Origin of the sequence: Bradyrhizobium sp. LMTR 3 (genome assembly GCF_001693485.1) — a bacterium.
GTDB lineage: Bacteria > Pseudomonadota > Alphaproteobacteria > Rhizobiales > Xanthobacteraceae > Bradyrhizobium.
Genome location: NZ_MAXC01000049.1, coordinates 240928 through 263105, shown reverse-complemented (window position 1 = coordinate 263105; position 22178 = coordinate 240928). Strand labels below are relative to the sequence as shown.

At 61.1% G+C, this 22178-nt stretch carries 16 protein-coding genes; 7 read left to right on the top strand and 9 right to left on the bottom strand.

Annotated elements, in window-relative coordinates; genetic code table 11:
• Positions 1-17 precede the first annotated feature (17 nt).
• The gene (locus tag LMTR3_RS29550; RefSeq protein WP_245320037.1) at positions 18-1256 is read right to left on the bottom strand and encodes a hypothetical protein; all 1239 of its coding nucleotides are present in this window, start codon (positions 1254-1256) and stop codon (positions 18-20) included.
• Positions 1257-1741: 485 nt separating this feature from the next.
• Between LMTR3_RS29550 and LMTR3_RS29545 the strand changes: the two genes are divergently transcribed.
• The 4 genes from LMTR3_RS29545 to LMTR3_RS29530 are packed head-to-tail and all read left to right on the top strand — an operon-like array spanning position 1742 to position 6212.
• Entirely contained in the window at positions 1742-3391 is a 1650-nt protein-coding gene (locus tag LMTR3_RS29545; RefSeq protein ID WP_245320036.1) for an NAD-dependent epimerase/dehydratase family protein, read from the top strand.
• Positions 3361-4602: a DegT/DnrJ/EryC1/StrS family aminotransferase gene (locus LMTR3_RS29540; protein ID WP_084029879.1), complete on the top strand. Its 1242-nt coding sequence runs from the start codon at positions 3361-3363 to the stop codon at positions 4600-4602. Before LMTR3_RS29545 ends, LMTR3_RS29540 begins: the two co-directional genes overlap by 31 nt.
• A 6-nt stretch (positions 4603-4608) precedes the next feature.
• Entirely contained in the window at positions 4609-5334 is a 726-nt protein-coding gene (locus tag LMTR3_RS29535) for a sugar transferase (RefSeq protein WP_065748467.1), read from the top strand.
• Positions 5331-6212, top strand: a complete 882-nt coding sequence (locus LMTR3_RS29530) for a class I SAM-dependent methyltransferase (RefSeq protein ID WP_065748466.1) — start codon at positions 5331-5333, stop codon at positions 6210-6212. The genes LMTR3_RS29535 and LMTR3_RS29530 overlap by 4 nt, the downstream gene beginning before the upstream one ends.
• Before the next feature lie 327 nt (positions 6213-6539).
• Here the strand turns inward: LMTR3_RS29530 and LMTR3_RS29525 are convergent, their stop codons facing one another.
• The 7 genes from LMTR3_RS29525 to LMTR3_RS29485 form a co-directional block, all read right to left on the bottom strand.
• Positions 6540-9212 carry a LuxR C-terminal-related transcriptional regulator gene (locus LMTR3_RS29525; RefSeq protein ID WP_084029877.1) on the bottom strand — a complete coding sequence of 891 codons (2673 nt, stop codon included), beginning with the start codon at positions 9210-9212 and terminating at the stop codon, positions 6540-6542.
• Between the two features lie 188 nt (positions 9213-9400).
• On the bottom strand, positions 9401-9817 hold the full coding sequence (locus tag LMTR3_RS29520; protein WP_065748464.1) for a DUF3016 domain-containing protein: 417 nt from the start codon (positions 9815-9817) through the stop codon (positions 9401-9403).
• A gap of 450 nt (positions 9818-10267) precedes the next feature.
• The gene (locus LMTR3_RS29510) at positions 10268-13372 is read right to left on the bottom strand and encodes a DEAD/DEAH box helicase (RefSeq protein WP_065748462.1); all 3105 of its coding nucleotides are present in this window, start codon (positions 13370-13372) and stop codon (positions 10268-10270) included.
• 380 nt (positions 13373-13752) lie between these two features.
• On the bottom strand, positions 13753-14928 hold the full coding sequence (locus tag LMTR3_RS29500; RefSeq protein ID WP_065748460.1) for a Gfo/Idh/MocA family protein: 1176 nt from the start codon (positions 14926-14928) through the stop codon (positions 13753-13755).
• 13 nt (positions 14929-14941) lie between these two features.
• Positions 14942-15997 carry a sugar phosphate isomerase/epimerase family protein gene (locus LMTR3_RS29495; RefSeq protein ID WP_065748459.1) on the bottom strand — a complete coding sequence of 352 codons (1056 nt, stop codon included), beginning with the start codon at positions 15995-15997 and terminating at the stop codon, positions 14942-14944.
• A 223-nt stretch (positions 15998-16220) separates the two neighbouring features.
• Entirely contained in the window at positions 16221-17582 is a 1362-nt protein-coding gene (locus LMTR3_RS29490; protein WP_065748458.1) for an NAD(P)H-dependent oxidoreductase, read from the bottom strand.
• 36 nt (positions 17583-17618) lie between these two features.
• Positions 17619-18506, bottom strand: a complete 888-nt coding sequence (locus LMTR3_RS29485; RefSeq protein ID WP_065748457.1) for a LysR substrate-binding domain-containing protein — start codon at positions 18504-18506, stop codon at positions 17619-17621.
• A 182-nt stretch (positions 18507-18688) separates the two neighbouring features.
• Between LMTR3_RS29485 and LMTR3_RS29480 the strand changes: the two genes are divergently transcribed.
• The 3 genes from LMTR3_RS29480 (at position 18689) to LMTR3_RS29470 (ending at position 21374) form a co-directional block, all read left to right on the top strand.
• Positions 18689-19441 (top strand): SDR family NAD(P)-dependent oxidoreductase, encoded by a 753-nt coding sequence (locus LMTR3_RS29480; RefSeq protein WP_065748456.1) that lies wholly within the window; start codon positions 18689-18691, stop codon positions 19439-19441.
• Between the two features lie 74 nt (positions 19442-19515).
• Positions 19516-20364, top strand: coding sequence for a transketolase (locus LMTR3_RS29475; RefSeq protein WP_065748455.1), 849 nt, complete (start codon positions 19516-19518; stop codon positions 20362-20364).
• Positions 20361-21374: a transketolase family protein gene (locus LMTR3_RS29470; protein ID WP_065748454.1), complete on the top strand. Its 1014-nt coding sequence runs from the start codon at positions 20361-20363 to the stop codon at positions 21372-21374. Before LMTR3_RS29475 ends, LMTR3_RS29470 begins: the two co-directional genes overlap by 4 nt.
• 118 nt (positions 21375-21492) lie before the next feature.
• Here the strand turns inward: LMTR3_RS29470 and tenA are convergent, their stop codons facing one another.
• Positions 21493-22164 (bottom strand): thiaminase II, encoded by a 672-nt coding sequence (gene tenA, locus LMTR3_RS29465; protein WP_065748633.1) that lies wholly within the window; start codon positions 22162-22164, stop codon positions 21493-21495.
• Positions 22165-22178 lie beyond the last annotated feature (14 nt).

The window sequence follows — 22178 nt, the reverse complement described above, 5'->3', positions numbered from 1 at the left end:
TCGCAGCTTCGTGGATTTCATTCTCTCGACGATGGTTGAGGCCACGACAATTGCGAAACATAATCCGAGACCGGTTCACCGGAATCGCCCCAATTGCTGGACCAGATCACTTGCGAAGCATCGGGTGATGGCGAGGCGTGGGTCTCGCTGTAGTAGTCGCTCTTGGCATTGCGGGTCTGGGCGACGCGCCGAATTTCGCCACTCCCATCGATACGGACCGCAACAACCTCCCGGTAGAATGGCGCATAACCGGGACTCCCGGCGACCTTGGAGTAACTCCCTTCGTAGCTCACGACCGCCCAGCCAGGCCGGTCGATATTGCGTGTTGAGACGTGAGTGCCGTACCCGGCAGGAAGCAGATCAGTCACCCTGCCATCCTCAAGCCTGCGCTTGATGACGTGCCACTTGTCCGGATCGGCCTTGCTAATTCCGACATAGACGTCGCTGCCGTCCTCATCGATCGTCATGTCGCCATGGCCGGGTCTGTGATGTTCAGTCCAGTATTGGATCTGAACGCCATTTAGGGTGAAGATGTGCGTGACCTCAGTTCCATCACCCAGCCTGCGGAAGCAGTATATGTACCGCGCCGAAGGCGAGATGCCGCAATATGCGTTGGTCCCCGGCAGATCGCCAATATCGACGTCCGGATACTTCTTCCTCGCTGACAAATCATAGGCGAAGGCAACGAGCGCACCGGCGGTGTTCGTTGCAACTACGACGAGATGGCTGCCGTCACGGGATGGATTTCCCTTGTAGGGTCCGAATTGCAGGTTCGTGTAGTCTGTTGGAGCGTAGACGATCGTTTTGGCGTTACTCCGCGGCGCCCAGGTGAAGACCGCATGACGTGATAAACAAATCATGAGCGCAGGATCCGTCGGGTGCCACTTACAATCATCGTGCATGGGGCGATGGAAGGCTGGCTCATATCTCCTGCCATCCAGAAAGCAGATGCCATCACAGCCGTTGTTGATCGCCAATAGGCTCTGATCCGCATTCCATGCTTGCGTGCTTGAATATCGGTGCCGACAATACTCTCGTTTGCAGGAAACACCCGGAGCAAGCAGCCGCTCGGGCTCCGTAACGCGGACGAAGCGAATTCCGAGTACCGGGTCAGTCACCGTCTGACGATAGTCTGGCCGCGGCATCGCCCGCTCGGCGACGGTTGATGTCGTCGCAATTCCATCGAATGCCAGCGCGCCGGAGCCGGATGCCATCAACAGCCCGGATGCCGTCAACAGCAATGTCGCGCCAAACACTCTCCTGCCCTTGAACGCAAGCGCCGGACCGAGCCGCGCGCACGCTGACTGCAGGGCGGCGGACAGAACGTGTGGCGAGGATCGTGGGCCTCGCCTCCCAGGCCGAGCAGGGGCTGGACTCAAAAGCAATATCCATCCTCCTCGTTACCGAGCCGGAAAAATTCGCCAGCTCACCTCGCATCACTACCACAGCACGACAGCGAATGTGCTTGCATAAGGGGGTATAGCCGGGAGGTGCTTACCTCCTCTTGGGCACCCCCTCCAATGGATATCTACCCATTCTTGGCATCCCCGGCACTCCGCATCTGCCCCGTGACAATTGCTGGTCATAACCCCTTCTAGTTGCGCGAGCGAAAGCTCAACAACGGTATGCTCGATCCTTGGCCGGTCAACACGGTTTGCATCTCTGATTACCACTGGGCACGAGCGCGTCTGCGACTCTTGCCCAAGCGACGACGATGGTCCGCCTCTTGCGGAGAAACACGATGACGATGTTAACGCCGACTTCCTTCACGATGAGGCGGCCTTCACTTGCGCACTTCGCCTTGTTTCGAAACCTCTCAGAGCTGCGACCGACACCGGGTACCGCCCTGCGCATTTTGGCGGATATGAGTTCCATCTGGCTCGCGTTCTTGTTTGCCTGGCTCGTCGTAGAAGACAATGACCTTGCCGCGCTGGTCACGACGGAAGCAACGAGAGTCCTCCCGCTAATCGGATTGTTGTCAGGCTTGGCCTGCATCGCCTACGCCGGAGCTGGCCTGTACAGCCTCAACCACAGATATGACCTGTCGACAAAGATCCGCCTGATCTCCCTGGTCAATCTTCTCCTCTTCACCATCGCCGGGACGATCCTCTGGCATGCAGATCAGTCGGCGGTCCTCACTTTTGATCAGCTATTCACGATGGCGGGTGGGTCGACCGTGCTGCTCTTGCTCGCACGCTGCGCCTCGCTCGTTCTGCGTTCGGACGATAGGTATGCCGGCAAGAATCGACGATCGGATCCCGCCGACGATAGCAAGGTCCTCGTCATCGGCGGCGCCGGCTACATCGGTTCGGCGCTTGTCGAACAGTTGCTCGATCTCGGTCTGGAAGTCTCGGTCCTCGATGCGATGCACTTCGGGAAGGAAACGCTCTCCCGTGTAGCCGGCCATCCGAAACTCACCCTCATCCAGGAGGACTTCCGTCACATCGAAGTCCTCACCCGCGCGATGAGTGGCGTTGGCTCGGTGATTCATCTTGGCGGGCTTGTTGGCGATCCGGCCTGCGCCGTCGACTCCGACCTCACGGTAGACGTAAATGTGACGGCGACCAAGGTCATCGGCGAAATCGCCAAGGCACAGGAAGTGAGGCGGTTCATCTTCGCAAGCTCCTGCTCGGTCTACGGCTCCTGCGACGAAATCGTGGACGAGCAATCTCATTTCAATCCGCAGTCGCTCTATGCGCGCAGCAAGGTCGCCTCTGAAGCGGTGCTGGGCGCCCTCAACAGTCGAGACTTCGCGGTGACCTGCCTTCGCTTTGCTACGATTTACGGCATTTCTGGGCGAACGCGGTTCGATCTCGTTGTCAACCTGCTTTGCGCCAAGGCGGTTCGCGACAGAAAGATCACAGTCTACGGCGCAGATCAATGGCGTCCCTTCGTGCATGTCGACGACGTTGCACGAGCTATCACGATGACGCTGCGAGCGCCGGTAGACCTCGTCGCCGGCGAAGCCTTTAACATCGGGAGCGACGCCCAAAACTACACGTTGGGACAGATTGCAGAGCTCATCCAAAGGCAGGTTCCCGACGCCGAGATCACATCCGACGATAACTTCGTCGACAAACGCAACTACCGGGTCTCTTTCACAAAGGTTCGGTCACGGCTCGGATTTGCGCCTGCTTGGACAATCGAGCGTGGCATTGCGCAGGTTTTGGCAATCGTCCGCTCCAATCAAGTCGGCGACTATGCGTTACCGACATACAGCAACGTTCTCTACTTGAAGGCGCGGGGCATCAAGAGCTTTGGCATCTTCAAGATCACCGGATGGGAGCAGGAGCTTATGAATATTGATCACGTTGCACCGGCCCCCAGCGTCGACCAACCCGCCGCGCACGGAGCGGAGTCATGCAGTACCTTCGTCCACATCGCTCACTAACCTCGGCAAGGGTGCGGGGACGCCGGGCATCAAGAGCGCTAGCGCCGGCTAGTCACGTTGCCCCAGCCGGAATACCCTGTTTCCGGCCAGTTATCGGCGAGGAAGAGATAGCGGCGGCAACCGCCGTGCTGCGCTCCGGATGGCTCACCACGGGCCCGAAGGCCCGCGAGTTCGAACAGAAATTTGCTGACTTTATGGGTGGAGACGTCGAAACTGTCGCGGTGAATTCGGCGACCGCGGGACTACACCTCGCCGCGGAGGCTTGCGGCATCGAGCCAGGTGATGAAGTGATCGTGCCAACACTCACGTTCACCGCCTCCGCATCCGTTATCCGCTATTTGGGTGCGGAAGTCGTACTGGTCGACATAGAGGAGAGCACGCGCTGCATTGACCTCGATCACGCGAAACGCTGTCTGACCCCGCGCTGCAAGGCGATCATGCCAGTTCACTTTGCCGGCTTCCCCTGTGACATGACGAAGGTCATTGCGTTCGCGCGCCACCATGGCCTCAAGGTCATCGAGGATGCCGCACACGCCATGCCGGCGCGGCGCGACGGTCGCTTGATCGGCTCTTGGGAATCAGATGCCTGTGTGTTCAGCTTCTACGCCTGCAAGCCGATCACCACCGGCGAAGGTGGCATGATCGTGACCCGCAACTCGGAGATTGCTGCCCGTGCGCGCATGATGCGCACGCACGGGCTCGATCGAGATGCTTTCGATCGGTTCCGCAAGGTCGGCGCCTCGTGGGCCTACGACGTTGTGGCGCCGGGCTTCAAGTACAACCTCACCGACGTCGCCGCCGCTATCGGGGTAGTCCAGCTCTCGCGGGCGGAGACGTTGCAGGCGCTACGACAAAGGGCTGTCGAACGCTACCTCACGACACTGGTGGGCTTGCCGCTCGATTGCCCGGCCCCCGCGCCTCCGGGCGGCCTTCATGCTTGGCACATGTTTCCAATACGGCTCCACCAGAATGCGCGGGCCAACCGTGATGATCTTATCATGGGTCTGGCTGCCGAAGGGATCGGCACGTCGGTCCATTATCGCCCATTGCACGAGATGACCTACTGGAAGGAGCGCTATCACTACGAGCCGCGTGAGTTTCCGGTAGCCAGCCGCTATTTCGCAGGTGCGGTCACACTACCCCTATTTGCCGGTATGACGGATGCCGAGGTCGATCGGGTCGTCGCCGTCGTGCGCAAAATCCTGAAGTGACGCGCTATGCAGTCACACTTCAATGGCCGCGTGCCGGACCGTCCATCGCACGGGGCTATGGCAGCGAAGCGCACTTTGGACATTCTGCTATCAGTAGCCGGTCTGCTCTTGTTGTTGCCCGTGCTGGCGGTCGTTGCAGTCATTATCAAGCTCGACAGTCGCGGTCCGATCTTCTTTCGTCAGGAACGGGTCGGACAGGGAGGCCGGTCGTTCCGTATCTACAAATTCCGCACGATGGTAGTCGGGGCGGCCGGCACGGCACTAACGGTACGCGCCGACCCGAGGATCACGCGCGCGGGAGCGTTCCTCAGGAGAACCAAGCTCGACGAGTTGCCGCAATTCATCAACGTCCTGCTCGGTGACATGTCGATCGTTGGTCCGCGACCCGAGGTGCCGGAGTTCATGAAACTCTACGCGCCGGATCAACGCGCAATCATCCTCGCGATGCGGCCCGGAATCACCGACTACGCAGCCATCTTGTTTCGTGACGAGAGCGCCCTGCTCAGTGGGAAGCGCAATCCGATTGATGTCTATCAACGTGTAATCATGCCGGCCAAATTCGCCTGTTACGAGCGCTACAGTCGCGAAATCGGCACGCTGAACGATTTGCGAATCATCATTGCGACCACGTTGCTGCTCACTACGGGTCGAATCCCGCACTGGCTCGGTATCGAATACTGCCTGCCGACGGCCGGGTTGGGCAGCACGAGCGAAGCTGAGATTCATCCATGATTCCGGACAAAGCCGACACAACAGGGGTTGACGCGATGTCCGACGATATTCTCTGGAAGAGGATCGGCCGGATCGCATCCCAGCTTATCGCCTCGCAAGTAGCGCTGAGCCGCGCGTTTGATCAACTCTTGCCGCGCTCGTTCCGCGTCGACGGCTCGAAGGATTTCAAACGGTGCGTTGTTCCGAGATACTTGCGTCCGGGACTGGTCATATTTGACGTCGGCGGCGGAGCTCGGCCGTGCGTGGACCTTGAAACCAAGCGCCGCCTTGGTCTGACAGTTGCCGGCGTGGACATCGATGAGCAGCAGTTAGCAAAAGCTCCGCGCGGGCTTTACGACCGCACCATTGCGGCTGACATTACCACCTTTGGGGATCAGAACGCCGCTGATATCGTTGTCTGCAAGTCAACGCTCGAGCACGTTCGTGGTACCGAGGCTGCCTTTGCCACAATGGCGAGATTGCTCAAGCCGGGCGGCGCTCTGCTCGTGTTCGTGCCGTCGCGCAATGCGCTTTACGCCCGGCTGAATATGCTGCTGCCCCAGCGTTTGAAGCTACGCCTACTATCGGCGTTCATGCCGAATCGGGCTGATCACTTGGGCTTTCCGGCCACGTATGATCATTGTACGCCGCGAGATTTTCGTCGCTTTTCTGCGCGCTGCGGCCTGCAAGTCGAGGAGCTCCGGCCATATTATATCAGCTCGTATTTCTCCGTCCTATTCCCCTTGTACGTGCTCTGGCGCGCCTGGATTATCGGCTATCGGCTGATATCGCGGGAGCAGGCTGCCGAGTCGTTCGCATTGGTTGCCCGCAAGCCGGAGCCGTTCCGCAAGCGAGGCACCGCGATAAGCACGGCGCCGCTTTGTGCCATCAAGGATTGATTGGAGGCCGCGATCACAATCAAGGAGTTCATGGAGACTCGTTGTATTGTTGTCCATTGGGGCGGAGGAATGACGCGGCGGTTTGATTTGGCTCAAACCACACGTCGGGGCTTGAGCCGCTGACGTTCGCTTCCGCGCGTCGAGCGGACATGAACTAGGATTTCCTGACTTGACGATTGAAGACTTCCTCGATGTTACAAGCGCAAGCCGAACGGCGGGTGGAAAATAGGCAAGAGCCATCGATGATGTCCGCGCTGTGCAGGATCGGCTGTGCGCACGATGGATGGTCGCGTTCGCCGCGCCCTCTAAGACCGGAAAACAGCACCGTCACACGATCAGATCGTGCGGCACATGATGCTGCGCGCCCCCGGCGTGATCAGCGGCGTATTGCTCAGCGAGCGAAAGCCCGGGCGGTTCCGTATCCTGGATCGCTGCCAGCCCATTATGTCCGGCGTGCCAGTCATGCGAGGTCGAAGCCGGACCGTTGCCCACATCTGCCACAGCATCTGAATGTTTGGAGGCGGCCATCTCGCTCTTGAACTGGAATGAATCTCCGAGTACCGGGGCGGCTGCCATCTCTGCGTGACCGGCATCGGCGGGGGCAGACTGGTCCTTGCTGGCAGCGTTCGGATTCGATTCCGAATGTGAGTTGTTTGATGCGTCTGCAGACACTGCGTGCAACTCGCGCTGCGATTGGCCGGGATTGGCACCGCTCCCCGGTGCCACGGCCAAGCCGCCATGATCGATCGTGCCTCCCGCGAGCGTTGCGGCTACATCTCTGGTCGTCATTGCGACGGTGCTTGCGTGGATCGGCCCTTGATCGAACCTGGAGTGATCCTCCACTGGTCCGGTCGCGTGACCGCGCGGAAGCTCGACCGAAGACCCTCTGACGAGGGTAACGGCGTCATCCCTGCCGTCTTCGGTTGCATGCCCCGGAGCTTGGTCGAGACTGGCAAGCTGGGCAGAACTGGTTGAATCGACCCGCTCCCACACGAAACGGAAGCTGAAGCTCTCGTCGGATGTGGTCCAAATGCTGTCTGTGACGCGCGCAGCTTCGCTGACAGTCGCTTCCACGGAAGCCTCGGCGCCACTCGCCGTCAGAACGTCTCCTGCCGTCATCGCGGCCAGCGCCGGATCGATCGCTTCGCCGGTGGCCGCGACGGTCGCTGTTGCCGGCTCGTGGACGAAATCCGAATCCTGAGCGAACGCATCGCCCTGAAGGTAGATTTCTAGAAGGGCCGAATCGCCTATATCAAGGGCTTGATTGGTCTGATTCACGTACACGATGGTTTGATTGCTCGCGCTGTCATAGATCGAGGCGATAGTATGCGGCGGCACGGTTTTAGCCGTTGCAGACAGCGCCATGAACGCAAGCGCGCCAAAGGCCGCCAGATCGATCCTATCCGACCCGAATTTGAAATCGGTGATGGAATCGAACTGGGCCGAACTGGAGTCCGTCGCGGCGAGATAGACGAAGGTATCGGCGCCGTTGTTGTCGTTGACGGTTCGGGGGCCTCCGTAGATCGTGTCATTGCCGTCATTGCCCCTGAACCTGTCATTGCCGGATCCTGCATACAGAGGGTCATCCTTGCCGGTGCCGTTGACGGTATCCTCCTCGCCGGCGCCCGCATGGACGATTTGAAATTCATGGCCGCCTCCAGCGATGGTGTCGCCTCGGGAGGTCCCGAAGACGAACGGCGGTTCGGATATTCCGCGGTCCCCCAAGGGGTCGAAATCGTTGAGGTCCGCATCGATGCTGCCACGAATGGTGACCGTCACCACTTGCTCGGTGCCGCTTGCAGTGGTCACGGTGAAGGTATTGGTCCGGGTATCGCCGACATCGAGCGCCTGCGCGGCGCTGTTGGCGTTGTCGAGCGCGTAGGTCCACACTCCGGCCGCCGTCATCATGAAGGTGCCGTAGCCGCCCAAGCTCGGCCTCGTCGAGCTGGCTGCCGTGAACGTATTGGCGGTGTTGTAGATGTCGGAATCGAGTTGGCCGGTCGCGCTCGGCGTGCCCGGTGCGGCATTGGCAGCGCCAATAGTGACATTATAGGTTTGGCTGCCCGAGAGAGTGCCGTGCGAAACCGTGATTGCGCAGGTTTCGGCCGTGGGCGCCGCCAGCGCATTGACCGTGTCATTGCCGGGAACATAGGTGTAAACGCCGGTCGCGCCGTTGAGGTAGAGCGCGCCACGGAAATGGGCCCTCGAAACATCGTATGCTCCGCCATCCAACACTGTTTCGTCGGCGGTGGCATCCTCGCGGGGACTGCTGGCAACGAAGGTTGCCTTCGACGCGTACGGGTTCGCGGCGTCGTCCATCGCTGCGCAGGTCAGTGCTGCAAGCGAGAGCGTGCCGAACCCGCCGTATCGTTGTGATATGGCGAGCGCCGCGAGCACCGTCCGATTGTTGATCTCAAGCTTCTGATATATGTGGTGGAGGTGCACTTTGATGGTGCCTTGGGAAATGTTCAGCTGGCGCGCAATTGCTTTATTCGACAAACCTTCGGACACCAGACGCATAATTTCGCGCTCGCGATCCGTCAGCACTGCCAGCGGACTTTCGATATTGGCGCCGCTTACTTCCTTCCCGGTCGGCGCCAAGTCTGGGGACGGTTCTGGCAGAAAACTGATTCTCTCTACCACTAGCCTCAGGGATTGCACCAAAGTTTCGGGGCTCGCATACTTCGAAATCGCACTGCAGGCCCCGGCGGCGATTGCCGCGGCGAGATCGCCATGTTCGAGTGATGTGGTGAAGAAAACCAGCCGGGTGGAAGGATTCTCGGCTTTGGCAATGGCGAGAACTTCAGATGCCGTCACGTCAGGCGATGTGTCCTCGAGAAGCACGACATCGGGTGCCAAATTCCGAATCGCTTCAACGCAGCTGGCTCCATCGCGACAAGACGCAATAATCTCGAAGTCACGATGAGCCGCGAATACTGACGTCAAGCCCTGCAGAACGATCGGGTGTCGGTCTGCGATCACCAACCGGGTACGACGCATGAGCGGTCCTCGACCTGCCCTCCCCTGTGAACCCCGCCAATCCCAATATATTTCATAGGATTTTCTTCTCAGTGAGCGCAGTTCAGATGCCGCATCGCAAACGCGTCCGTCGCCCCAGCGATCCGACAGGTGTCGTCACGTCAGATGGACTGTCTCAGATGCCCGGCCTCGCCGTTCGGGGCGTCGCCTCAAAATACCCGTCGTTGATGGTGGCTGCGATTGGCAAAGGTGCGCCGGAACCAGTCGTCCAACAGGGCCTGCTCGCAGGCATAGCGGTCGCTGGAGAAGCGCACCGAGGCATTCATTTGGTAGTTGATATCAGTGAGGGTATCTTCACCGCCTTGTCTGGCTTTTCCCCTTTCCGTGAGTACGTAACGCAGCTTGAAGCTTGGCGGGGTAACGTCCCGCATGATCCGGACGTCGGAGACGTTGCGCCGCCACGGCTCATAGTGACCGGCAAGATCGATATTTAGAACATCGATCGTCAGGTTCTGGCCCAGCCGACGTCCAAGCTTCTCGAAATACGCCCGAAATGCCGTGATCGTCGCATCGCCGATGTTGCGCCAAATGACCAGCGTTGCGGCGAAAAGCGACTTCCGGACCATTAGCGAACCTCCGGTGATCTTCGGGAACTAAGCACGCCCACCCGCAATTCCAGGCCCGCCCTCCTCGCAGGCACTACATCCTGAACCGGACCGGAACCACGAGCTGTACGATCTGCTGGCGGATCTCAGGCGGTGCGGGCGGCTTTCCTGCCTGACCTTCGGCCCCTTGGCGAGCCGGCGGCAACGGCCGGTGTCGACCAAAACCCGGCACTGTATCGCATCCAGATTGAGGCGACTCTAGCACTGCAAGAAACGGCACGTCGTCGCGGCCTGCCTGCCGACCAAAAGGGCTTGGCGCGTGCGTTGCTGGACGTCCTCACAGAGCTTCCATAGATCCCGAGCGCGCCGCGCCTTCGAAGTGGCTTCTCACGGGAAGTATTTCGCAGCAGGTCCCGAAGCTGAAGACGAGGATCGGTTGTCTCTCATGTTAGTTGAATAGCAACGCCGCGATTACTCATCCAAAAGGTCGAGGAACTCTTCGACCTTCCTAAGCGGTCCATCGCGTCCGTTGCTGATGTAGACAACCCGATCGCCATCGCGTTGCAGGGATCGCGCCCTGGATTTCCGAAGTCGTCCCGGCAGGAATGTCGCGGCTACGGCATCCAGGCCGACATCAAGTCTTATGATTCCTCTTCGCCTGCAGTCGATTCTGAGCCTTGCTGCCGCAAAGAAATCGCGGGCCGCCGGAGGCAATCTGCCGAAGCGACGAGAGGTCTCCTCCTCGAGATCGTCCAGCTCATCTTCGCTTCGGCATCTGGCGACGCGGCCGTAGATTTCCAGCCGAACCGCCTCCGATTGCACGTAGCCTGCGGGCAACATGTCCCCTACCGGCAGATTCAGATCAGGCACCCACAGGTCGGCTGTTCTGTCGTCGGCTTTCTCCGAGGCCAATTTCAGAAGGTGGCTGTAGAGCACCGGCCCGAACACCTGCACATGGCCCGACTGTCGCTCTGAAAGCACGTCCCCCGCTCCCCTGAGGTCCAGATCCCGCGCACTGATCGCGAAACCCGCGCCGGGTCTGTTGAACTCCTCCAGAACGGCCAATCGCTTCTCAGATCGCTCCGAGCCCGAATCGGTCAGCAAATGCGCAAACGCGCGTATCCCGCTGCGCCCCACCCTTCCTCTGAGCTGATGAAGTTGCGCAAGACCGAACTTTTCGGGCCAACAGACCACGATCGTGTTTGCACGTGGGATATCGAGACCGCTCTCCACGATGTTGGTCGCCAGCAGCACATCGGCCGCGCCTTCGACGAAGCTCATCATTCGGTCATCTATGTCGTCGGCAGGCAACTTGCCATGCAGACAGACGATGCGGAGATCCGGAGCCACCGATTGAACGCGCGCCAGCATCGGATCGAGATCCTGAATTCGCGGACAGATCAAGAAGCTTTGCCCGTGCCGCCTTTGCTCGCGCAGCAATGCGGAGGCAATAGCAGCATCTGAAAGAGGAGCGACCTTTGTGACGACCGGGAGTCGATGAATGGGCGGAGAGGCAATGACGCTAAGGTCCCTGAAGCCAGCAAGACCGCCCGCGAGAGTCCGCGGAATCGGCGTGGCGCTCATCCAAAGCGCATGAATACTCTTGGCCAGCCCGGAAAGTTTCGCCTTCTCGGTCGCCCCAAAATGCTGTTCCTCATCGATGACGACAAGGCCGAGCCCGGCGAACTTCAAGTCTTTCGAGGCGAGGGCCTGCGTTCCGACCACGACCTTCAATTTGCCACTCTTCAGCCCCTCCTTCACCTCTCTTGTCTCTGCGCCCGAACCGGTTCGCGACAAACTCCCCACTTCGATGCCAAACGGAGCGAAGCGTTTGCGGAAAGTCGCGACATGCTGCCTTGCCAGGACGGTCGTCGGCACCGCGATCGCCACCTGCTTCCCCGACAATACGACGGCGGCCGTGGCTCGCAACGCCACTTCGGTTTTGCCGAAACCGACGTCGCCGCAAATGATCCTGTCCATGGGGTGGCCCGACGCAAGATCATCCAAAACGTCCCGAATGGCTTTCGCTTGGTCGACTGTCGTGAAATACGGAAAACGCGCGACGAACCTCTCATAGATGGGACCAGGAGGTACAAGTTTCGGAGCCCGCCGGCGCCGCCGCTGGCTGATGTGTTTGGCGAGCTGCTTGCCGGCGATTTGAATTTCGCGCTCCGCCTCGGTACGCCGGCTCCACCATGTACTTCCATCCGCTTTGTCGAGGGTGAGTTCGCCGCGCTCCGACGCATATGGCCAGATCAAGGCTAGGTCAGAGGGCGGAACGAGCACTGCATCGTCTCCCGCAAATTCGAGCCTGATCATCTCGCGCGACAACCCGCCCCCCGTTGCCACGGTCTGCAAGCCGTCGAGCAAGGCCAGCCCTCGCTGCAAATGAACCACCGCAGTCCCTTGCTCCGGCACATCTGCGTGGTCGAAAGCCCCACTCCAAGCTCTCACCAGGGGCTGCGGATGATGAGCCCTGCTGCCGAGCACATCGGAAGCAGTCACAACGACAAGAGGCTTCCGATCAGGCACGACAAAACCCCTATCGAAGTCGGCCAGGAGCGCCGCCTCACGATTGCGTCCGGCCGTCGCCTCGTTCCAATCCGCAAAGTGCTCCGCCTTGACTCCGCTCATCCGTTCCAGCACGCGCAGATCGTCCTCATGCGCTGCGACGAAAACCAGTCGCGAACCGGCGCGCCGCGTATCGTCGACGAACGCACGAAGCGCCTTCCTGGGCGATGCAACCTGCGAAAAGTCCGGTGAGGGAGCGAAAGGTGCCTTTTGCGACAGCACATTCATACGCCTGGTCGCCTGCTTCCATTCGCGTCTTCCGAGGTATTCCCGGTCTCTGTCCGTGCGACCCGCCGCCTCCTCGATCGTGCTGAGCCAGCTATCAGCGTGCGCTGAAACGCCGGCATCCGCGATCCACTTGGCTCGACCGCAATAGTCGAACAGGGTCGAGCGCTTTCCGCGCATGTTCCGGAACGCCAGCCGCTCCGACATCGGGTCGATGAGAAGCTCTTTCGTCTCAAAAACGATGTCATGTTCTATCGGGTCGAACGCCACGATCCGACGTATCACCCCGCCGGAATGCTCTACTCTGAACGGACCGAGCGCGCCGGCGGGAAAAATCTCGAATGTCTTCCCGTGAAACAGCGCGCCGCCGGGATAGTCCGCCTCGTCATCGAGGTCGTATCCGAGGGCCTCAAGCCGCGCCCGGAGATCTCGTTCGGAGAACACGGCACCGACTTTCAAACGGAGGATGATCCGGGACCAACTCGCCGCCGTGGGAAGGCGCTCCATCACGGCCTCTGCCGTAGATACGAGCAGGATCGGCTTCTCAGGCTTGGCAACGCGCCTCAAGACCGAGCTTCGTCTACCCGCGATTTCGTGCGAAGGCTCAAGCTGATCGAATGGCAGCGTATTCAGTCTTGGAAAAACAAGCACATCGCACGAAGGGGCGAGGGCATGAATGACGGCACCCAGCCGCTCGGCCCTATTCTCGTTTTCAGCAAGAAAGACGACGCCTTTGCGACCCGACTTCCTCCACCGTGCGAGCAGATGGAGGGCCACCATGCCCAGGGGCGAGGAAGAAGAGATCGCAGTCCGCGATGAAGAATTCTTTCGCTTCGTTGCCCTGCTGGCAACACGCGCTTTGCTGGAATGGCCCACCTTGAACCCGTCGTTGATTCGCCACCAACTGGAGCTGATGGCGAGTGTTGCTTCGAACAGGCCCGCTCTGATGCGAGAGCTACGCCTCGGGCTGCGTACATATGCGAATTTGATCGCGGACGCACGTATCCAATCTGGTCGTCCAGTGAAACGTCGCTCGGGAGCGGAGGCGTCTCGATCGTCCCCCTTCTCCACCCGATAGTAGGTTCCCGATTCCTGACGATTGCCCGCTTGCTTCAGCCTAGGCCTACGCCTCGGCGTGGATAAGATGGACACGTCGGCATTTACGTGATCCGAACCCAGGCGCCATTGTTTGCGGATGAGCTCACCGCAGCTTCGATGAACTTCACACCGGCAAGGCCATCCTCGACGGTCGGGAAAATCACCGCCGGATCGGGCGATCTGCCGGCCTGTGCTGCGCGGATAGCGCGCGCTGCCTCAGTATAGATTGTTGCGAACCCCTCAAGGTAACCCTCGGGATGCCCCGATGGCACGCGGGTGAGACGGCCCGCCTCGACCAAGGCGCCGGCACCGCCGCGGGTGAGGAGTTGCTTGGGCTGCCCATAGCGGGTGAACCAGAGATGGTTCGGATTTTCCTGTACCCATTCGAGGCCGCCCTTGGTCCCATAGACGCGCAGCGTCAGGCCGTTCTCGTTGCCGACCGCGATCTGGCTCGCCCAAAGCATACCTTTGGCACCTCCCTTCCACTTGAGGAGGATCTGGGCGTCATCATCGAGACGCCGGCCGCCGACGAAGGTCGAGAGCTGGGCGAGCAGTTCGTCAAGCTGAAGTCCAGTGACGAAGCAGGCGAGATTGTAGGCGTGGGTGCCGATGTCGCCGATGCATCCGCCAGGGCCGGATCGCGTCGGGTCCGTGCGCCACGCGGCCTGCTTGTGCCCGCTTGCTTCTAACCGCTCCGTCAGCCAATCCTGCAGGTATTCGGCCTGCACCAGCCGGATCTCGCCGAGATCGCCGTTCGCGACCATGGCGCGGGCCTGTCGGACCATGGGATAGCCCGTGTAGTTGTGGGTCACGACGAAGACCTTGCCTGTCCTCCTGACCAGTTCCACCAATTCCTCTGCCTCTGCGACGGTCGTCGTCAGCGGTTTGTCGCAGATGACGTGGATGCCGGCTTCAAGGAAGGCCCTGGCGACCGGGCCGTGCAGGTGGTTGGGGGTCACGATCGAAACCACCTCGATCCCGTCGGGGCGCGCGGCTTCCGCCTTCGCCATCTCTTCGAAGGAGCTATAGGCGCGGTCGTTGGCGATTCCGAGCTCCTTCGCCGAGGCCTTGGCTCGGACCGGGTCCGACGCCAACGCGCCGGCTGTCAACTCGAACTGATCGTCGATACGCGCGGCAATGCGGTGGACGGCGCCAATGAAAGATGCCTGGCCGCCGCCAACCATGCCCAGCCGGATACGACCATGACCGCCAGCCGTGTTGCTTGCCTCAATAGCCATTCTTCTTCCTCGCTCAGGAGATGCCAAGCATCTTGCGGTTCATCTGGTCGTCGGTGGCGGAACCTGCGAAATCATCAAAGGCCTTCTCCGTCACCCGAATGATATTTCTTTTGATGAATTCGGCGCCCTCGCGCGCGCCTTGCTCAGGATGCTTCAGCGCGCATTCCCATTCCATCACCGCCCAACTGCCGTAATCGTACTGCGTGAGCTTGGAGAAGATCGCGCCGAAATCTACTTGACCATCGCCCAGTGAGCGGAAGCGGCCGGCACGATCGACCCAGTTCTGGAACCCGCCGTAGACTCCCTGGCGGCCCGTCGGGTTGAACTCCGCGTCCTTGACGTGGAAGGCCTTGATGCGTTGATGATAGATATCGATGTAGTCGAGATAGTCGAGCTGCTGTAGCACGAAGTGCGACGGATCGTAGAGCAGGTTCGCGCGCGTGTGGCCATTCACTCGCTCGAGAAACATCTCATAGGAGACACCGTCGTGCAGGTCCTCGCCTGGATGGATCTCATAAGCGAGATCAATGCCGTGCTCCTCCGCATAATCAAGAATCGGCTCCCAGCGCCTGGCGAGCTCGTCAAAGGCGGCCTCGACGAGGCCTGCCGGACGCTGCGGCCAGGGATAGACATAGGGCCAGGCCAATGCGCCGGAGAAGGTCGCCTGCGCCGCAAGCCCGAGGCGCCTTGAGGCGCGGATTGCGCGCTTGACCTGGTCTATCGCCCACTCGGTGCGCGCCTTGGGATTGTCCCGCACCTCCGGCACGGCGAAGCCGTCGAATGCTGCGTCATAGGCCGGATGAACCGCGACGAGCTGACCCTGGAGATGGGTCGAGAGTTCGGTGATGGAAAGGCCGTGACCGGCTGCGATCCCCGTCACCTCATCGGCATAGTCCTGCGACTCCGAGGCCTTGCCGAGGTCGAAGAGTCGCCCATCCCAGCTCGGGATCTGAATCCCCTCGTAGCCAAGCGAGGCGGCCCATTCGCAGATCGCGTCGAAGGAGTTGAACGGCGCGGCGTCGGCGGTGAACTGAGCGAGGAATATCCCTGGTCCCTTGATCATCTTCATGAAGTGCTCCTTCTTCCCTGGATGCTCCAGTAGCGCGTGTCCGTTCGATCGCTGACTGGCCGCCTCACTTTGGCAGAAGATTGGACACATCTCCAACCAGCTCAGGCATGACCTTCTCCGCCGTACGCTTACCCGTCACTAGGCCCTCTATATGGCGCTTGATCACCTCAATAATTTTCAGCGAATTGTCACTTGGAAAGGACGTCTGGTGACGGGCGACAAGCTAGGCGCGTTTTCGTGTAGCGGCCGGGGAATAGAGCGCCTCCTGCTCCCGTCGGATACGCACGGCGGGCAGCGTCTCGTCGATCGCTACATCGACCCAGGTGATGCAGGAGTCTTTGGCTACTGGCCGGATCATTCGCACATTGTGCGCAAGACCTAGCGGGAGATATCCCTTCGCCAGCGACGTGCTGGCGGGCGTCAACTTTCCGAAGACGGTGTAACCTCCTTCCCCATCGAGTACATCTCCCGGACGCAAATCCTTCTTCGCGGCAGCGGCAACATCGGCATTGAAGGTCGTTGCGACACCTGTCGGTTCGCCGCGAAGCGCGATGGCTGCAACCGATATTCCGAGTTCCAGACCGATCAGGTGCCACTTCTTGTAGGAGCTCATGTAACGGCCGCTCGGGTCCGTGACGACCTTGTACTCCTCGAAACAGTTGCGGATGTACTCGCTATCACCTTCGAAGCAAACCCAGACGCCCTTTCGAATATCGTTGGGGATCTGAACTCCGTCGGCCGTGAGGCAGGACACAACCTCGACTTGACCCTTGGCCTCCAACACTCCTCCTTCCGAGCGGGGGCGCATCAGCGTAGGAATGTCGTCGACTGATCCCGGAGGAAACGCAAGCCCCTGCGAGGGCGCCTCCAGGCCGGTCGCGTTCGCTATCGAAGCGGATTCGATCGCCGGCTTCGATCCGTCAAGGAAAGCGTTGAACATCTTCGGGTTCATGCCACCGCGTGCAGCTTGCTCGGCGGTCAGCCCCCAGTGATCCCACACCGTTTCAGGCGTCGATTCCCGATATTGCGGCAGCCATTTGTGACCGCGACCAGCCGCGACCACCGGGAAGCCGCATGCCCTCGCCCAGTCAACGAGATCACAAGCCAAAGCCGGTTGATCGCCATAGGCAAGGCTGTAAATCACACCTGCCTGCCTGGCTTTGTGCGCCAGGATCGGTCCGCAGAACGCATCAGCTTCGACCGTTACGTTGATGATCGGCTTGCCGGCCGAAAATGCCGCTAAACAATGTTCGACGGCAGCCACCGGATTACCAGTGCATTCGGCAATCACGTCAATGCCGTGGTAATTGACAAGCGCTTCCCAGTTGTCGGTCAGGAAGGTCGTGCCATTCTCAAGGGCATCATCAAGAGAGACTGCGCCATACCGCTCCTCGGTCCACCCGACGCGCTTCAGGTTCTCGATCGCACGAGATGGCGATAGATCGGCGATGCCGACGAGATGCACGCCGGGCGTACGCAGAACCTGATGAAGGTACATCGCGCCGAACTTTCCTGCACCGATCAACCCGACCTTGACGGGGCGTCCCTCTGCTTCGCGTTCGAGGAGTTTTGCATAGAGGTTCACGATGTCTCTCCAGTCATTAAGTGGCGCAGCCTTGTTTCAGATCTTTGGCGGAGGCAGGCTCAACTCCTGCGTCAGCCAGTGCGTGAACATCCGGACCGACCGGCGGGCCTTGGCCACACGTGGAAAGACGAGGTAGTGCCCGACGTAGCCGACGTCCTTTGCCCGCCCGGCGAGCGGAGCGACGAGCTGGCCGGCTGCAATTTCCCGCTCGGCCAGCCGTGTCGATTCCAGGGCGACGCCGAGTCCGTCGACGGCTGCGGCGATGGCCATGAAGGACCGGTCGAAGCGCGAGCCACGGGGAGCCGGAGGAGCAATCTCGTTCGCATCGAACCAGCTATTCCACCGCACGCGCTTGTTGTCGCTTTCGATGAGCTTCGCGTCGAGGAGATCCTTCGCTGAGGTGATCTGCGCAGCGATATCCGGCGCGCAGAGAGGGGTGACGGTCTCCTCGCCGAGCGGGATGACGATCAATCCCTCCTGCCGCGGTGGCCCGTAGCAGATGTCGGCGTCGAACTCGTCGTGCTCAAACCTCGGATAGTCGACCCCGGCCGCAAGCCGCACCTCGAGCCCGGGCTGCTTGGCCAGAAGATCTCGCAGGCGCGGCATGAGCCATTGCGCGGCCATGGACGGCGCGCAGTGCAGCCGCAGCAGGTTGCCGGAGCGCGAGCCGACGGTCTCAATGCCTTGCCGCATCTCGTCGAAGCCAGACGCGACGTGGCGCACCAGCGCTTCGCCCGCCGTGTTGAGATGGACGGCACGGCTCTGCCTGTCGAACAGCACCGCGCCCATCAGGCTTTCGAGCTTGCGGACCGCGTGGCTGACCGCGCTCGGCGAAATGCCGAGCTCCTCGCCGGCTGCCCGAAAGGAGCCCGTCCGGGCTGCGGCCTCGAAGGCCTGGAGCGCGGAAAGCGGCAAGCGTCTCATGTCTTTCTCAGGAGCCCGACTCCGCGACGTCTGACGACTACGAACACCGGCCGACCATCGCCTGGAGGCCGGAAAGGGAAAGATGAATTCAATTCATCAAATAGCGCAATTTTTGCGTTTTTCCCATGGAAAAAGGCGAGTCAGTATCACGCAACAAAGATCACACCAGTTCGAGGGATGAAATGCTGCTTCAGAACAAGACCGCCGCGATTTCCGGCGCCGCCAGCGCTCGCGGCATCGGCTTGGCCACGGCGAAGCTTTTCGCGAGTCATGGTGCGCGCGTCGCCATCCTCGATATCGACGAGGCGGCCGCGCAAAAGGCCGCCGCCGAGCTCGGCCCGCAGCATATCGGCCTTGGCTGCGATGTCGCGAACAAGGCGTCCTGTCAGGCCGCCGCGGACAAGGTCATCAAGGCCTTCGGTCAGCTCGATGTCCTGATCAACAATGCGGGCATCACCCAGCCGGTGAAGACACTGGAGATCGACGAGGCAAGCTGGGATCGGATCCAGGACATCAACTGCAAGGGTGTTCTGTTCCTGAGCCAGGTCTTCATCCCGCATATGCAGGCGCGCAAGCAGGGTTCGATCGCCTGCATGTCCTCCGTCTCGGCGCAACGCGGCGGCGGCATCTTCGGCGGGCCGCACTATTCCTCGGCGAAGGCGGGCGTGCTCGGACTCGCCAAGGCGATGGCGCGCGAATTCGGGCCGGACGGCATCCGTGTGAATTGCGTGACGCCGGGCCTGATCCAGACCGACATCACCGGCGGCAAGCTGACCGACGAGATGCGCAGGGAGATCATCAAGGGGATCCCGCTCAACCGGCTCGGCGACGCGAGCGACGTGGCGGGCATCTACCTGTTCCTCGCCTCCGACCTCTCGGCCTACGTCACGGGCGCGGTGATCGACGTCAATGGCGGCATGCTGATCCACGGCTGAGGGCCAGCCGGCCGCTCCGGCCGGCAGTCCTCGCCAGTGTCGCCAATGCTCACTCTCAAGAAGGCTCAGTACTCATGAGAACCGCTCCACTCGGCCACAACGTTTCGCTTGAACGCCGTGCGTGGAATATCCGGCGCCATGCCATCCTGATGGGCGAGGTCCAGGGGCAAGGATACATCGCGCAGGCGCTGGATGTCGCCGACATCCTGGCCACCGCCTACTTCCACGCCATGCGCTACCGGCCCGACGATCCCGCCTGGGAAGGACGCGACCGCTTCCTGCTGTCGAACGGCCACTATGCGATCGCGCTCTACGCGGCGCTGATCGAGGCCGGGATCATTCCGGAGGAAGAGCTGGAGACTTACGGCTCGGACGAAAGCCGCCTGCCGATGTCCGGCATGGCGAGCTACACGCCCGGCATGGAGATGTCGGGCGGCTCGCTCGGACTCGGGCTGTCCATCGCGGTCGGCAAGTGCCTCGGCCTGAAGCGGAAGGGTTCCGACAGTCGCGTCTATACGCTGTTCTCGGATGGCGAGCTGGACGAAGGCTCGGTCTGGGAGGCGATCATGTCCGCCGCCCATTACAAGCTCGACAACCTTGTCGCCATCGTCGACGTCAATAACCAGCAGGCCGACGGTCCCTCGACCACGGTCATGGGCTTCGAGCCGCTGACGGAGAAGCTCGAGGCCTTCGGCTGGTTCGTCCGGCGCATCGACGGCAATGATCTCGCGGCGGTGCGCGCCGCCTTCGATGCGGCCAAGGCGCAGCACGGCCAGGGCAAGCCCAGCATGATCATCGCCGACACGCTGATGGGCAAGGGCGTGCCCTTCCTGGAGGCACGCGAGAAGAACCATTTCATCCGCGTGGATGCCCATGAATGGCGGCTTGCGCTCGACGCACTCGACGAGAGGAAGCCTTCATGAAGCCCGCAGCTCCGAGGACCGACGCCGGCAAGCCGCGCCTCACCACCTCCGCGATGATCGCCTCGATCGCAGGCGAAGGGCAGCGAACGAAGCCGGCTCCATTCGGCCACGCGCTCGTCGAGTTGGCGAAAGAGGACGGCTCGATCCTCGGCATGACCGCCGATCTCGGCAAGTACACCGACTTGCACATCTTCGCGCAGGCCTTTCCCGATCGCTACTACCAGATGGGGATGGCGGAGCAGTTGCTGTTCGGTGCCGCCTCCGGACTGGCCGCGGAAGGCTTCACGCCCATCGCGACGACCTATGCCGTCTTCGCCTCGCGTCGCGCCTACGACTTCATCCACCAGACGATCGCGGAGGAAGACCGCAATGTGAAGATTGCCTGCGCGCTGCCGGGCCTCACCTCAGGCTACGGTCCCTCCCATCAGGCGACCGAAGACCTCGCCTTGTTCCGCGCCATGCCGAATATGGTGGTGATCGATCCTTGCGATGCACACGAGATCGAGCAGGTCGTGCCGGCAATGGTGCGCCACAAGGGGCCGGTCTACATGCGCCTCCTACGTGGGCAGGTTCCGCTCGTGCTCGACGAGTACGGCTACAGCTTCGAGCTCGGCAAGGCCAAGCTGCTGCGGGACGGGTACGAGGTCCTCTTCATCTCCTCGGGCATCATGACGATGCGTGCGCTCGAAGCCGCGAAGGCGCTGGTGAGCGACCGGATCGATGCCGGTGTCCTGCACGTGCCGACAATCAAGCCGCTCGATGCGGCAACGATCCTGGCCTGCTGCGCAAAGCCCGGCCGACTCGTCGTGGTTGCCGAGAACCACACGGTCAATGGTGGCCTGGGCGAGGCTGTCGCCGGCCTGCTGATGCGCGAGGGCGTGCATCCGGCCTTTCGCATGGTCGGTCTGCCGGACGAATTCCTCGCCGCCGGCGCGTTGCCAACGCTGCACGACCGCTACGGCATATCGACGGAAGCGCTCTGCGCAAGAGTCAAAGGGTGGCTGAAATAGGCTCAGAACGCTACAGCTCCCGGCAAGTAGAGCGCAGGATCGGGAGGGCGGCCCGCTTTCGACGACCGTCGCACTCGCTCAACCTGGAAGCCAAACAGCAGTCCGCTGTCACTGACTATTATGCACGCTGGCCTGCGCGCCAGCCCATTTCCCAGAAGTCCGATTCGAGTCGCGTTGCTTCCTTGAAGATCGCGATCAGCTCGGCCTCGCGGGCCGGTGTGGCGTAGAGATCGGCGAGATTCTCCAAATGAGCCCGCGCTTTCGCCGCAACGTCCTGGTATGGCGTGCCGGCATACTCGGCGATCCAAACGCGATATGGGTTCGTTGCAGCGAGCGCATCGGGTCGCGACGCAAGCCGCGTCGCAATCTCCGCGTAGCCGATCACGCAAGGCGCAAGCGCCACCTTGAGTGCCAGCAGATCACCGCGCATTCCAGCGTCAAGTACGTAGCGTGTATAGGCCAGCATCTCGACGGCAGGCGGGGCTTGTTCGAGATCGCCGGGCGACAGGCCCCAGCCGGCGCAGAGCTTCACATGCAGGTTCATCTCGACGTCGAGGATGGCCGAGAGGCCGGCTGCCCCTTCACGCATGTCGGCAAGCTTGGGCGACTTGTAGACGGCGAGCGCGTAGGCGCGGGCAAACTCGATGAGAAAAAGGTAATCCTGGACGAGGTAGTGACGAAACGCGGCCTCGGCGAGCGAACCGTCCGCCAACCCGTTCGTGAAGGGATGTTCGGTGTAGGCCCGCCACTCGGCGGATGCTGCTGTCTTTAGGCGCTCGAAGAAGCTCATGATCATTCGCCGGC